Annotated in this window: 14 protein-coding genes; all 14 read right to left on the bottom strand. The window is 59.7% G+C overall.

All coding sequences use genetic code 11. From position 1 onward, the window contains the following. Positions 1-10 precede the first annotated feature (10 nt). The gene (locus ACIPLA_RS24865; RefSeq protein ID WP_401176782.1) at positions 11-2,251 is read right to left on the bottom strand and encodes a chemotaxis protein CheA; all 2,241 of its coding nucleotides are present in this window, start codon (positions 2,249-2,251) and stop codon (positions 11-13) included. A gap of 54 nt (positions 2,252-2,305) precedes the next feature. Further along, positions 2,306-3,094 carry a protein phosphatase CheZ gene (locus tag ACIPLA_RS24860; RefSeq protein WP_095051772.1) on the bottom strand — a complete coding sequence of 263 codons (789 nt, stop codon included), beginning with the start codon at positions 3,092-3,094 and terminating at the stop codon, positions 2,306-2,308. Between the two features lie 30 nt (positions 3,095-3,124). After that, positions 3,125-3,496 carry a chemotaxis response regulator CheY gene (locus ACIPLA_RS24855; RefSeq protein WP_008072643.1) on the bottom strand — a complete coding sequence of 124 codons (372 nt, stop codon included), beginning with the start codon at positions 3,494-3,496 and terminating at the stop codon, positions 3,125-3,127. A gap of 168 nt (positions 3,497-3,664) precedes the next feature. Further along, a complete protein-coding gene (fliA, locus tag ACIPLA_RS24850) occupies positions 3,665-4,405 on the bottom strand; it encodes an RNA polymerase sigma factor FliA (RefSeq protein WP_007894214.1) in 741 nt (246 codons plus the stop codon). Beyond that, positions 4,402-5,232: a flagellar synthesis regulator FleN gene (gene fleN, locus ACIPLA_RS24845; protein WP_003222917.1), complete on the bottom strand. Its 831-nt coding sequence runs from the start codon at positions 5,230-5,232 to the stop codon at positions 4,402-4,404. Before fleN ends, fliA begins: the two co-directional genes overlap by 4 nt. A gap of 116 nt (positions 5,233-5,348) precedes the next feature. Next, complete coding sequence (gene flhF, locus ACIPLA_RS24840) at positions 5,349-6,677, bottom strand: flagellar biosynthesis protein FlhF (RefSeq protein ID WP_123496053.1); 1,329 nt, start codon at positions 6,675-6,677, stop codon at positions 5,349-5,351. A gap of 11 nt (positions 6,678-6,688) precedes the next feature. After that, positions 6,689-8,818: a flagellar biosynthesis protein FlhA gene (gene flhA, locus ACIPLA_RS24835; RefSeq protein ID WP_008006718.1), complete on the bottom strand. Its 2,130-nt coding sequence runs from the start codon at positions 8,816-8,818 to the stop codon at positions 6,689-6,691. Positions 8,819-9,070: 252 nt separating this feature from the next. Then, positions 9,071-10,210 carry a flagellar biosynthesis protein FlhB gene (gene flhB / locus ACIPLA_RS24830; RefSeq protein ID WP_218394190.1) on the bottom strand — a complete coding sequence of 380 codons (1,140 nt, stop codon included), beginning with the start codon at positions 10,208-10,210 and terminating at the stop codon, positions 9,071-9,073. Between the two features lie 3 nt (positions 10,211-10,213). Beyond that, positions 10,214-10,996 carry a flagellar biosynthetic protein FliR gene (gene fliR, locus ACIPLA_RS24825; protein ID WP_192345717.1) on the bottom strand — a complete coding sequence of 261 codons (783 nt, stop codon included), beginning with the start codon at positions 10,994-10,996 and terminating at the stop codon, positions 10,214-10,216. A 3-nt stretch (positions 10,997-10,999) separates the two neighbouring features. Beyond that, positions 11,000-11,269 (bottom strand): flagellar biosynthesis protein FliQ, encoded by a 270-nt coding sequence (gene fliQ / locus ACIPLA_RS24820; protein ID WP_007948918.1) that lies wholly within the window; start codon positions 11,267-11,269, stop codon positions 11,000-11,002. Continuing rightward, a complete protein-coding gene (gene fliP / locus ACIPLA_RS24815; RefSeq protein ID WP_030130550.1) occupies positions 11,266-12,024 on the bottom strand; it encodes a flagellar type III secretion system pore protein FliP in 759 nt (252 codons plus the stop codon). Before fliP ends, fliQ begins: the two co-directional genes overlap by 4 nt. Continuing rightward, positions 12,024-12,485: a flagellar biosynthetic protein FliO gene (gene fliO / locus ACIPLA_RS24810; RefSeq protein WP_401176774.1), complete on the bottom strand. Its 462-nt coding sequence runs from the start codon at positions 12,483-12,485 to the stop codon at positions 12,024-12,026. The genes fliP and fliO overlap by 1 nt, the downstream gene beginning before the upstream one ends. Next, positions 12,486-12,944, bottom strand: coding sequence for a flagellar motor switch protein FliN (fliN, locus tag ACIPLA_RS24805; RefSeq protein ID WP_008072631.1), 459 nt, complete (start codon positions 12,942-12,944; stop codon positions 12,486-12,488). A gap of 65 nt (positions 12,945-13,009) precedes the next feature. Beyond that, positions 13,010-13,704, bottom strand: a 695-nt coding sequence (gene fliM, locus ACIPLA_RS24800; protein WP_401176772.1) for a flagellar motor switch protein FliM, incomplete at its 5' end; no start/stop codon positions are given.

Genomic DNA, 13,704 nt, shown 5'->3' with positions numbered 1-13,704 from the left:
TCCCGCAGAATCAAATACGCCGTGCGGCGTAACGCTTGAGCATGCTCGGAACATCGAGAATCAGCGCAATGCGGCCGTCACCGGTAATGGTGGCGCCGGACATGCCCGGGGTTCCCTGGAGCATTTTGCCCAATGGCTTGATGACCACGTCTTCCTGGCCCACCAGTTGATCGACGACGAAGCCGATCCGCTGAGTGCCCACCGACAGGATCACCACATGGCCTTCGCGCTGCTCTTCATGAGCGGCGGAGCTGACCAGCCAGCGCTTGAGGTAGAACAGCGGCAGCGCCTTGTCCCGCACGATCACCACTTCCTGGCCGTCCACCACGTTGGTGCGCGACAGGTCGAGGTGGAAGATCTCGTTGACGTTCACCAGCGGGAACGCGAACGCCTGGTTGCCGAGCATGACCATCAGCGTCGGCATGATCGCCAGGGTCAACGGGACCTTGATGACGATCTTCGAGCCCTTGCCCTTGGTCGAGTAGATATTGATGGTGCCGTTGAGCTGGGCAATCTTGGTTTTCACCACGTCCATGCCCACGCCACGCCCGGAGACGTCGGAAATCTCGGTCTTGGTCGAGAACCCCGGCGCGAAGATCAGGTTGAAGCAATCGGTCTCGCTGAGACGGTCCGCCGCATCCTTGTCCATCAGGCCTTTCTTCACGGCGATACCGCGCAGAACATCGGCGTCCATGCCTTTGCCATCATCGGAGATGGACAGCAGGATGTGGTCGCCTTCCTGTTCCGCGGACAGAATCACCTTGCCGCTGCGAGGCTTGCCCATCGCTTCGCGCTCAGCCGGCTCTTCAATACCGTGGTCGACCGAGTTGCGCACCAAGTGGACCAGCGGGTCGGCCAGGGCCTCGACGAGGTTCTTGTCGAGGTCGGTTTCTTCGCCGACCAGCTCCAGGTTGATCTCTTTCTTGAGCTGGCGAGCCAGGTCGCGAACCAGGCGCGGGAAACGCCCGAAGACTTTCTTGATCGGCTGCATCCGGGTCTTCATGACCGCGGTTTGCAGGTCGGCCGTGACCACGTCGAGGTTCGACACGGCCTTGGACATGGCTTCGTCGCCGCTGTTGAGGCCCAGGCGGACCAGGCGGTTACGCACCAGTACCAGCTCGCCGACCATGTTCATGATCTCGTCGAGACGCGCGGTATCGACCCGCACGGTGGTCTCGGCTTCGCTGGCCGGTTTTTCCGGTGGCGGTGCGGCCGGGGCACGAGCAGGTGCCGGTGCAGCAGCGGCGGCCGGTTTCGGCGCTTCGGCTTTTGGCTCGGGCGCTTTGGCCACAGGTTTCGCAACCGGTGCTGGCGCCTTGGCGACAGGAGCAGAAACCACTGCGCCAGTGCCCACCTCGGTGAACTTGCCTTTGCCATGCAATTCGTCGAGCAGTGATTCGAACTCGTGATCGGAGATCAGATCGTCGCCGGCCGCTTTAGCGGTTGGCGCAGCCGGGGCCGGAGCCGAAGCAATCGCCGACTCCAATGCATCGACCGCAAAGTTGCCTTTGCCGTGCAACTGGTCGAGCAGTGCTTCGAACTCGTCGTCGGTAATATCGGAGCTGTCGCCTGGCGCTTTCGGGGCCGCCGGTGCGGCGGGCGCCGCGACCACTGCATCGGGGGCGAACTGGCCTTTACCGTGCAATTGATCGAGCAACGACTCGAACTCGGCATCGGTGATTTCGTCGCTGGCCGAGGCATCGCTGGTCGGCACTGGCGCAGCCGCTGGAGCCTCGGCTTGAGCCTTGACGGCATTCAGCGAGTCCAGCAGTTGTTCGAATTCGTTATCCGTGATGTCGCCCGATTCTTCAGCGGCAGGTTCTTCCACCACCTCGGCGACCGGTGCCGACTCATCGGCGGTTTGCGGCTCGGCCAAACGGGCCAACGCTGCAAGCAACTCAGGCGTGGCAGCCGTGATCGGGCTGCGTTCGCGGACTTCGCTGAACATGCCGTTCACCGCGTCCAGTGCCTCGAGAACCACGTCCATCAGTTCCGAGTCGACGCGTCGTTCACCCTTGCGCAGGATGTCGAACACGTTCTCGGCGATGTGACAGCACTCCACCAACTCGTTGAGCTGGAGGAAGCCGGCGCCCCCTTTTACAGTGTGAAAACCGCGAAAAATTGCATTGAGCAAATCCGCATCATCCGGTCGGCTTTCAAGCTCGACCAGTTGTTCGGACAGTTGCTCTAGAATCTCGCCGGCCTCAACCAGGAAATCCTGAAGGATCTCTTCATCGGCGCCGAAGCTCATTAAGGGGGGTGCTCCTGAGGTCTAAAAACCTAAAAAACCTAAAATGCTAAAACTCTAGAATCCTAGGCTGGATAACAAATCGTCCACATCGTCCTGACCGGACACAACGTCTTCTCTTTTATCGGCATGAATCTGCGGACCTTCACCCTGAGAGAGATGTTTTTGCGGATCTTTTTCAGCCAGCATCGCTTCACGGTCATGTTCGATACCCGCAAAGCGGTCGACCTGACTGGCCATGAGCACGAGCTTGAGCAGGTTGCTTTCAACTTCGGTGACCAACTGGGTCACGCGCTTGATCACCTGACCGGTGAGGTCCTGGTAATCCTGGGCCAGCAGAATGTCGTTGAGGTTGCTCGACACGATGCGGTTGTCTTCACTGCTGCGGGTCAGGAAACCGTCGACCCGCCGAGCCAGTTCGCGGAACTCTTCGGCCCCGACTTCGCGACGCATGAACCGTCCCCAATCCGTGCTCAGCGCCTGAGCTTCGTCGCTCAGGCTGTTGATCAGCGGTGTGGCGTTTTCCACCAGGTCCATGGTGCGGTTGGCTGCGGCCTCGGTCAGCTTGACCACATAACCCAGGCGCTCGGTGGCATCCGTGATCTGAGACACTTCCTCGGCTTGCGGCATGTGCGGGTCAATCTGGAAATTGACGATCGCGCTATGCAGCTCGCGGGTGAGCTTGCCCACTTCCTGATACAGGCCGCGGTCACGGGTCTGGTTGAGCTCATGGATCAGTTGCACAGCGTCGCCGAACCTGCCTTTCTCAAGGCTTTCGACCAGTTCGACCGCGTGTTTTTTCAGGGTCGACTCAAAATCGCCCTGTGAAGATTCGTTATGCTCCATAGCTCCCCCGTGACGGACTGGCTTTGCACATCAACCGATGCGTTCGAAGATCTTTTCAATCTTGTCTTTCAACGCTTGAGCCGTGAATGGCTTGACCACATAGCCGTTCACGCCCGCCTGAGCGGCTTCGATGATTTGCTCGCGCTTGGCTTCGGCCGTGACCATCAACACCGGCAGGTGTTTGAGTTTTTCATCGGCACGCACGTGGCGCAGCAGATCAATACCGGTCATGCCGGGCATGTTCCAGTCCGTTACCAGAAAGTCGATGCTCCCGCTGTTGAGGACCGGAATCGCGGTAATACCGTCATCCGCCTCGACCGTGTTGGTGAACCCAAGGTCACGCAACAGGTTTTTTATGATCCGCCGCATCGTTGAGAAGTCATCAACGATGAGGATTTTCATATTCTTGTCCAATTCGACCTCCAAGCAGTCTTAAAACGCGCGCAGCACCTGAACGCGCCGTTCAATCAATTCGGCGTAACACTCAACAGTTGTATGGATTACAACGGGCCGTGGCCGATGCAGCAAAATGCCGTACCCACCTCGTTCGCAGTGTCCCCACACTGCCTGTCAGCGCGCTCGCCACTCCCCCAAACGCCCCCGCAAACGGGCCGCGCACTGGCTGTGTAACTGGCTGACCCGCGACTCGCTGACCCCCAGGACCTCACCGATTTCCTTGAGATTCAACTCTTCGTCGTAGTACAGCGCCAACACCAGTCGCTCACGCTCCGGCAAATTGGCAATCGCGTCCGCCAGCGCCGCCTGGAAGCGTTCATCTTCCAGATCGCGCGACGGCTCGAGATGAGCACTGGCGCCATCCTCGTGCAGCCCTTCGTGTTCGCCGTCCTGCAACAGATCGTCGAAACTGAATAACCGGCTACCGAGGGTGTCGTTCAAAATCCCGTAATAATCGTCGAGACTCAATTGGAGTTCGGCCGCAACTTCGTGATCTTTAGCGTCACGGCCGGTTTTAGCTTCAATCGAGCGAATTGCGTCGCTGACCATGCGGGTATTGCGGTGAACCGAACGTGGCGCCCAGTCCCCCTTGCGCACTTCATCGAGCATCGCGCCGCGGATTCGAATGCCCGCGTACGTCTCGAAGCTCGCGCCTTTGCTGGCGTCGTATTTGGTTGATACTTCAAGCAGGCCGATCATCCCGGCCTGGATCAGGTCTTCGACCTGGACACTGGCCGGCAGACGCGCCAGCAAGTGGTAGGCAATGCGTTTGACCAGTGGCGCGTAACGCTCGATCAGCTCGTACTGCGCGTCACGTGCCGACTTCTTGTAGAGGTTGTAGCCACTGGCTGTCATAGGACGGGTCCTGCGGTCTGTTGCACGAGGCGCTCGACGAAAAACTCCAGGTGCCCACGCGGGTTGGCCGGCAGTGGCCAGGTATCGACCTTCTGCGCAATGGCCTTGAATGCCAGGGCGCATTTGGAACGCGGGAAGGCTTCGTAGACAGCACGCTGCTTCTGCACGGCCTTGCGCACGCTTTCGTCGTAAGGCACGGCACCAACGTACTGTAAGGCGACGTCGAGGAAACGATCCGTGACCTTGGTCAACTTGGCGAACAGATTGCGGCCTTCCTGCGGGCTCTGCGCCATGTTGGCCAAGACGCGGAAGCGGTTCATGCCGTAGTCGCGATTCAGCAATTTGATCAGCGCGTAGGCGTCGGTAATCGAGGTCGGCTCATCGCACACCACCAGCAGCACTTCCTGGGCTGCGCGAACGAAACTGACTACCGAGTCACCAATACCCGCAGCGGTGTCGATCACCAATACGTCGAGGTTGTCGCCGATGTCGCTGAAAGCCTGGATCAGGCCGGCATGCTGGGCCGGGCTCAAATGAACCATGCTCTGGGTGCCGGACGCCGCCGGAACGATGCGAATACCGCCGGGCCCTTGTAACAGTACGTCGCGCAGCTCACAGCGGCCTTCGATCACGTCGGCCAAGGTGCGTTTGGGTGTCAGTCCCAGCAGGACGTCGACGTTCGCCAGTCCCAGATCGGCATCCAGCAGCATGACGCGCCGGCCGAGCTCAGCTAGAGCCAGGGACAAGTTCACTGACACGTTAGTCTTCCCGACGCCACCTTTGCCGCCGGTCACCGCGATCACCTGTACGGGATGCATGCTGCCCATGTTATTTCTTTACCTTGTCTTACTTAGACGGAGGCCACATTACTGGCTGCGCGTTCACCAACTGAACAATGCATGGCAGACCATCGATGTAGGTACAAAAACTGTTCATTAGTACCTCAGCCAACCTGCTTGGTCGGGCTGTGGTAAATATCAGCGAACATGTCAGCCATGGCTTCTTCGCTGGGTTCTTCCTGCATTTGCACGCTAACGGCGCGACTCACCAACTGATGACGACGCGGCAGATGCAAATCATCCGGAATCCGCGGGCCATCGGTCAGGTAAGCCACCGGCAGTTCATGACTGATAGCCAGGCTCAACACCTCGCCCAAGCTTGCCGTTTCATCCAGTTTAGTCAGGATGCAGCCGGCAAGGCCGCAACGTTTGTAACTGTGATAAGCGGCGGTTAGAACCTGTTTCTGGCTAGTGGTTGCCAAGACCAGATAATTTTTTGATTTGATGCCCCGTCCGGCCAGGCTTTCGAGCTGCATGCGCAGTGCTGGATCGCTGGCTTGCAGGCCGGCGGTATCGATCAGCACTACGCGTTTGCGCAGCAAAGGCTCCAGCGCCTGCACCAGCGATTGGCCCGGGTCGACGTGGGTGACCGACACGTTGAGGATGCGGCCCAGGGTCTTGAGCTGTTCCTGAGCGCCGATGCGATAGCTGTCCATGCTCACCAGCGCGATGTTTTGCGCGCCGTACTTGAGCACATAACGCGCTGCGAGCTTGGCCAGCGTGGTGGTCTTGCCCATGCCTGCCGGGCCAACCATGGCAATCACACCACCCTCTTCCAACGGCTCGACTTCCGGAGTGGCGATCATCCGCGCCAGGTGCGCGAGCAACATGCGCCAGGCCTGACGGGGTTCATCAATATCGGTAATCAGTGCCAGCAGATCGCGCGACAACGGGCCGGACAGACCGATGCGTTGCAGGCGACGCCAGAGGTTGGCCTGGGCCGGACGGCTGCCTTGCAGCTGATTCCAGGCCAGCGAGCCGAGTTGCACTTCCATCAGTTCACGCAAGCTGTTGAGCTCGAAACGCATCGAATCGAAGGCTCGCGGGTCAACTCCACCGGAGGCTGGCGCGGGGGCTGGTGCAGCACGACGAGGTTCAGCGTAAGTCGGTTCGATCAGTGGCTCGGCGGCGGTCAGCGGCAGGCCGGCGAACAATTGGCGATTGGTGCTGTTGTCGCTCTCGCCGTCGCTACGCAGGCTCAATTCGGCCTGGGCGGTCACGATCCGCGACTGAGTCTTGCGCAGCTCGTCCTCGAGCTCCATGTTCGGAACACGCGGGGCCAGCGCCGACAATTTGTAATCCAGGGCAGCCGTCAGCTCGACACCGCCGGCAATCCGGCGATTGCCAATGATGGCGGCATCAGCGCCCAGCTCATCACGAACCAGTTTCATGGCCTGACGCATATCGGCGGCGAAAAAACGCTTAACTTGCATAAACCACTACCTCAGCCGTTGGGCCCTACTGTCGCAACGATGGTCACTTGCTTGTTGTCAGGGATTTCCTGGTAAGCCAACACATGCAAACCCGGGACTGCCAGTCGGCCGAATCGCGAGAGCATCGCGCGAACCGGACCGGCCACCAGCAGAATCACCGGTTGACCTTGCATTTCCTGACGCTGCGCCGCTTCGATCAACGAACGTTGCAGCTTCTCTGCCATGCTTGGCTCCAGCAGAACGCCCTCTTCCGAGCCTTGTCCTGCCTTCTGAAGACTATTGAGCAATATTTGTTCCAACCTTGGCTCCAAGGTGATCACAGGCAGCTCCGACTCAGTGCCTACAATGCTTTGCACGATTGCACGGGATACACCGACGCGCACCGCAGCCACCAAAGCGGCAGTATCTTGACTCTTGGCGGCGTTGTTCGCGATGGCTTCGGCGATGCTGCGAATGTCCCGTACCGGCACCTGTTCGGCCAGCAACGCTTGCAAGACCTTGAGCAGCTGCGACAGCGAAACCACCCCCGGCACCAGCTCTTCCGCCAGTTTCGGTGAGCTTTTGGCCAGCAATTGCATGAGTTGCTGGACTTCTTCGTGGCCAATCAGCTCGCTGGAGTGCTTGTACAAAATCTGGTTCAAGTGGGTTGCCACGACTGTACTGGCATCGACCACGGTGTAGCCAAGGGATTGCGCCTGGGCACGCTGGCTGATTTCGATCCAGACCGCCTCCAGACCAAAAGCCGGATCTTTGGCGGTAATGCCGTTGAGCGTGCCGTAGACCTGCCCCGGGTTGATCGCCAGTTCGCGATCCGGGTAAATCTCGGCCTCGGCCAGGATCACGCCCATCAGTGTCAGGCGGTAGGCGCTTGGCGCCAGATCGAGGTTGTCACGGATATGCACAGTCGGCATCAGAAAGCCCAGGTCCTGGGACAGCTTTTTACGCACCCCCTTGATCCGTGCCAGCAACTGACCACCCTGGTTGCGATCCACCAGCGGGATCAGGCGGTAGCCGACTTCCAGGCCGATCATGTCGATCGGGGTCACGTCATCCCAGCCAAGCTCCTTGGTTTCCTGGGCGCGGGCCGGCGATGGCAACAGTTCCTGCTGACGCTTGACCTCCTGCAGGGCCTGAACCTTGACCGTGTTCTGCTTCTTCCAGAACAGGTAAGCGCCGCCGGCCGCCAAGGCTGCCATGCTGAGAAAGGAGAAGTGCGGCATGCCTGGCACCAGGCCCATCACCGCCATCAGGCCAGCGGCCACGGCCAAGGCTTTCGGCGAGGCGAACATCTGACGATTGATCTGCTTGCCCATGTCCTCCGAGCCGGAAGCCCGGGTCACCATGATCGCAGCGGCAGTCGACAACAGCAGTGATGGCAATTGCGCCACCAAACCGTCACCGATGGTCAACAAGGCATACACCCGACCGGCATCGCCAAAGGTCATGCCGTGCTGGAAGATACCGACCGCCATGCCGCCGATCAGGTTGATGAACAGAATCAGCAGGCCGGCGATGGCGTCACCGCGCACGAACTTGCTGGCACCGTCCATGGAACCGTAGAACTCGGCTTCCTGGGCCACTTCCATCCGGCGCAGTTTCGCCTGGTTCTGGTCGATCAGGCCGGCGTTCAAGTCGGCGTCGATGGCCATTTGTTTGCCCGGCATCGCGTCGAGAGTGAAACGCGCGCTCACCTCGGAAATCCGCCCGGCACCCTTGGTCACTACGACAAAGTTGATGATCATCAAAATCGCGAAGACCACGATACCAACCACGTAGTTGCCGCCGATCACCACCTCACCGAAGGCCTGGATCACCTTACCGGCGGCCGCATGGCCATCCTGACCGTGGAGCATTACCACCCGTGTCGAGGCCACGTTCAACGCCAGTCGCAACAACGTCGCCACCAGCAGAATGGTCGGGAACACCGCAAAATCCAGCGGCCGCAAGGCGTACACGCAGACCAGCAACACGACGATGGACAAGGCAATGTTGAAGGTGAAAAACACGTCCAGCAGGAACGGCGGCACCGGCAACATCATCATGGCCAGCATGACCAGCAGCAACAGCGGCACGCCCAGATTGCCTCGACTGAGGTCGGCAACGTTTGTGCGTGCAGTGTTGATTAACTGAGAGCGATCCACCGGTTTTCCCCGTTCCTTTAAAGCAAACTTTTGACGCCTGAAGCAGGCGCAGGGCGGCTACTGCAAGAAGCCTTCCAACTTTTGCCGAGCGGGGAGATAGAGGGCCGTTTTGGGGATTTGTATCGTCTGTACCGACGCCTTCGCGGGCAAGCCTCGCTCCTACAGATTTGAGTCAGTAGCGACTTATGCGAACGACACCGGACTGTAGGAGCGAGGCTTGCCCGCGAAGAGGCCGGCACTACCAACGCACAATCAGGAATCGCGGCGCAGATCCGGCGGAATCGGCAAATCATCCTGGAGCGGATCCGGACGTTTACCCTTGCCGGCGCGGTACTGGCGAATCTGGTAGACGTAGGCCAGTACCTGGGCGACCGCCAGATACAGCCCGCCGGGGATTTCCTGCTCCAGCTCGGTGGAGTAGTAGATCGAACGCGCCAGCGCCGGCGATTGGAGCAGCAGCACATTGTTGGCCACGGCGATTTCGCGGATTTTCAAGGCAAGGAAATCGCTACCTTTGGCCAACAGCACCGGCGCATTGCCTTTGTCCGGGTCGTACTTGAGGGCTACGGCATAGTGAGTCGGGTTGGTGATGACCACGTCGGCCTCGGGAATGGCCGCCATCATCCGCCGCTGCGACATCTCGCGTTGCAACTGGCGAATGCGCTGCTTGACCTCTGGTTTACCTTCCTGATCCTTGTGCTCGTCGCGCACTTCCTGCTTGGTCATCTGCAGCTTCTTGTGGCTTTCCCAGAGCTGCACTGGCACGTCGACCACGGCGATGATGATCAGCCCGCAAGCCATCCACAAGGTACTCCAGCCGACCACCTGCAAGCTGTGAATGATCGCCATGTCCAATGGCTCGTGGGCGATGCGCAACAGATCATCGATGTCCGACGACAGGACCGCCAACGCCACGAACAAGACGATGAAAAACTTCGCCAGAGCCTTGAGCAGCTCAACCAAAGCCTTGGCCGAGAACATCCGTTTCAGGCCCGCGCCGGGGTTCATGCGACTGAACTTGGGCGCCATGGAGCCGGCCGCGAACAGCCAGCCACCGAGAGAGATCGGGCCGATCAACGCAGCCAACAGCAAAGTGATCATCACCGGCTGAATCGCCAACAGGGCAATCTGTCCCGAGTGCAGCAAGAAGGTACCCATGTTGCGCTGATCCAGAATCACTTCCCGCGACAGCGTGAAGTTCATCCGCATCAGCTCCATCATGTCCTGCGCCAATGCACCACCGAAAATCAGCAGCGCACCGGCGCCGGCGAGCATGACCGCCAAGGTATTGAGCTCCTTGGAGCGCGCAATTTCGCCCTTCTCACGGGAGTCCTTTTTACGTTTCTCCGTGGGGTCTTCTGTTTTGTCCTGACCGCTTTCGCTCTCAGCCATGACTCAGCGCGCCCGTGCCAGTTCGCGTAACAACTGCAAAGCCTCGGCGGCCAGCGGTTGATACTGATTGAGAATGTCCGCCAGGCCGACCCAGACAATGAACAGCCCCAGCACCAGCGTCAGCGGGAAGCCGATCGAGAAGATATTCAGCTGCGGCGCCGCACGGGTCATCACGCCAAACGCAATGTTGACCACCAGCAACGCCGTGATAGCCGGCAACACCAATAACAGCGCCGCACCGAGTACCCAGCCGAGTTTGCCGGCCAATTCCCAGAAATGATGGACCATCAAGCCGCCGCCGACCGGCAGCGTGGTGAAGCTTTCGGTGAGCACTTCGAACACCACCAGATGGCCGTTCATTGACAGGAACAGCAGGGTCACCAGCATGGTGAAAAACTGCCCGATCACCGCCACCGACACACCGTTCGTAGGGTCGACCATCGAGGCGAAACCCATGCCCATCTGGATCGCGACAATTTGCCCGGCAACCACGAAAGCCTGGAAGAACAGTTGCAAGGAGAATCCCAGTACCGCACCGATGATGATCTGTTCGGCAATCAGCAGCAGCGCACTCAAGTCCAGCGCATTGACGGCGGGCATGGGCGGCAGCCCCGGCGCAATAACCACGGTGATCGCCAGCGCGAAGTACAAACGCACGCGCGTGGGCACCAGCGTCGTGCCGAAAATCGGCATGACCATCAGCAACGAACCGATGCGAAACAACGGCAACATGAACGTTGCCACCCAGGTGCTGATCTGGGTATCGGTCAACTGCAGCAGCGACATGGTTTAACCGATGACCTGAGGAATACTGCCGTACAGCTGCAGGATGTATTCCATGAAAGTCTGCACCAGCCACGGACCGGCAACGATCAGCGTCACCAGCATCACCAGCAGGCGCGGCAGGAAGCTCAGGGTCTGTTCGTTGATCTGGGTGGCGGCCTGGAACATCGCCACCAACAAACCCACCAGCAAGCTGGGAATCACCAGCACGGCGACCATCATGGTGGTCAGCCACAGCGCTTCACGAAAGATGTCTACGGCCACTTCCGGCGTCATGGTGAAACGCCGCCAAAGCTGCTGGCCAAGGTACCTATGATCAACGCCCAGCCATCCACCAGCACAAACAACATGATTTTGAACGGCAGGGAAATGATCAGTGGCGAGAGCATCATCATACCCATCGCCATCAACACGCTAGCCACCACAAGATCGATGATCAGGAACGGGATGAAGATCATGAAGCCGATCTGGAACGCGGTTTTCAGCTCAGAGGTCACGAACGCCGGCACCAGAATCGTCAGTGGCGCCTGATCAGGCGAAGCAATGTCAGTGCGCTTGGACAAGCGCATGAACAGTTCCAGATCGCTGCTGCGAGTCTGGGCCAGCATGAAGTCCTTGATCGGCACCTGGGCCTTGGTCACGGCATCCTGAGCGGTGAGTTTCTCCGCCAGATACGGCTGCAAGGCATCCTGATTCACCCGATCGAACACCGGCGCCATGATGAACATGGTGAGGAACAACGCCATGCCGGTGAGGATCTGGTTCGACGGTGTCTGCTGCAAGCCCAGGGCCTGCCGCAGGATCGAGAACACGATGATGATCCGGGTGAAACTGGTCATCAGCATGACGAACGCCGGGATGAAACTCAGCGCAGTCATGATCAGCAGAATTTGCAGGCTGACCGAGTATTCCTGAGCGCCTTCGGCGTTAGTGCCCAAGGTGATTGCCGGGATCGACAACGGATCGGCGGCGAACGCCAGCGGCGCGGCCAGCATCAGGGCCAGCGTCAAGACGATGCGTAACGCACCCATTACTTCTTATCCTTCTGATCCTTGCCGAGCATTTTCAGCAGATGCTGGGCAAATTCCGGCGTGGCTTTCTCGGTATTGTCCGACACTTGCACCGGCTCCTTGAGCACATGCAACGCGGTGATGTTGCCGGGACTCAGGCCGAGCAGAATCTGTTCGTTGCCGACCTGCACCAGCATCAAACGGTCCCGGGGACCCAGCGCGCGCGAACCGATCAGCTCGATCACCTGCCCCTTGCCGGCCGGCCCGGCCTGCTGGACCCGGCGCAGCAGCCAGGCGAGGAAGAAGATCAACCCCAGCACCAGCACCAAGCCGAATACCAATTGCGTCAATTGCCCCGCCACACCGCTGCTGACGGCCGGCGTGGCAACCGCTGTCGCAGCTGTCGTTACCGGCTCGGCCGCCAACGCGCTGAACGGCAAGGCCTGCGCTAACCCCAGCACAAAACCCAGAACCTTTTTCACTCAGCGCAGCTTCTTGATGCGTTCGCTTGGGCTGATCACGTCGGTCAGGCGGATGCCGAACTTTTCGTTGACCACCACCACTTCACCGTGGGCGATGAGCGTGCCGTTGACCAGCACGTCCAGCGGCTCGCCGGCCAGACGGTCAAGCTCGATCACCGAACCCTGGTTGAGTTGCAGCAGGTTGCGGATGTTGATATCGGTGCTGCCGACTTCCATGGAAATCGACACCGGAATATCGAGGATCACGTCCAGGTTCGGACCGTCCAGCGTCACCGGATCGTTGTTCCTCGGCACGCTGCCAAACTCTTCCATCGGCAGACGGTTGGACGGCGAACCGGCTGCGTCGGCGGCCAGCAAGGCATCGATATCGTCCTGCCCGGCGTCACCGGTTTCTTCCAGGGCCGCAGCCCACTCATCAGCCAGTGCCTGGTCGTCCTGGGCGTTCATATCGTCGTTCATCATTTGTCCTCGGCGGGCACCTGCTCAATCAAGAGCAGTCAATTAAAGGGGGGGTGGAGCGCCGGTCAGCGGCGCTCGATCGGCTCGATCACTTGCAACGCGAGGTTGCCCTTGTGCGAGCCCATCTTGACCTTGAAGGCCGGTACGCCGTTGGCGCGCATGATCATTTCTTCCGGCATCTCGACCGGAATAATGTCCCCGGGCTGCATGTGCAGGATGTCGCGAAGGCGCAGCTGACGGCGGGCCACGGTGGCACCGATAGGCACATCAACGTCCAGCACGTCCTGGCGCAAGGCGTTGATCCAGCGCTCATCCTGATCGTCGAGGTCCGACTGGAAGCCGGCGTCGAGCATCTCGCGCACCGGCTCGATCATCGAGTACGGCATGGTCACGTGCAGGTCGCCGCCACCACCATCGAGTTCAATGTGGAACGTCGACACTACGACCGCTTCGCTCGGGCCGACGATGTTGGCCATGGCCGGGTTCACTTCCGAGTTGATGTACTCGAAGTTCACTTCCATGATCGCCTGCCAGGCTTCCTTCAAATCGACGAAGGCCTGTTCCAGCACCATGCGCACCACACGCAGTTCGGTGGGGGTGAATTCACGCCCTTCGATCTTCGCGTGACGGCCATCGCCGCCGAAGAAGTTGTCCACCAGCTTGAAAACCATTTTTGCGACGAGGATGAACAGTGCGGTGCAGCGCAGCGGTTGTATCATGACCAGCTTGAGGCTCGTCGGCACTAACACCGAGTGCACGT

This window comes from Pseudomonas sp. NPDC086112 (assembly GCF_044746425.1).
Classification (GTDB): domain Bacteria; phylum Pseudomonadota; class Gammaproteobacteria; order Pseudomonadales; family Pseudomonadaceae; genus Aquipseudomonas.
The sequence above is the reverse complement of the archived record's forward strand: the minus strand, read 5'-3'. Positions and strand labels throughout refer to the sequence as shown.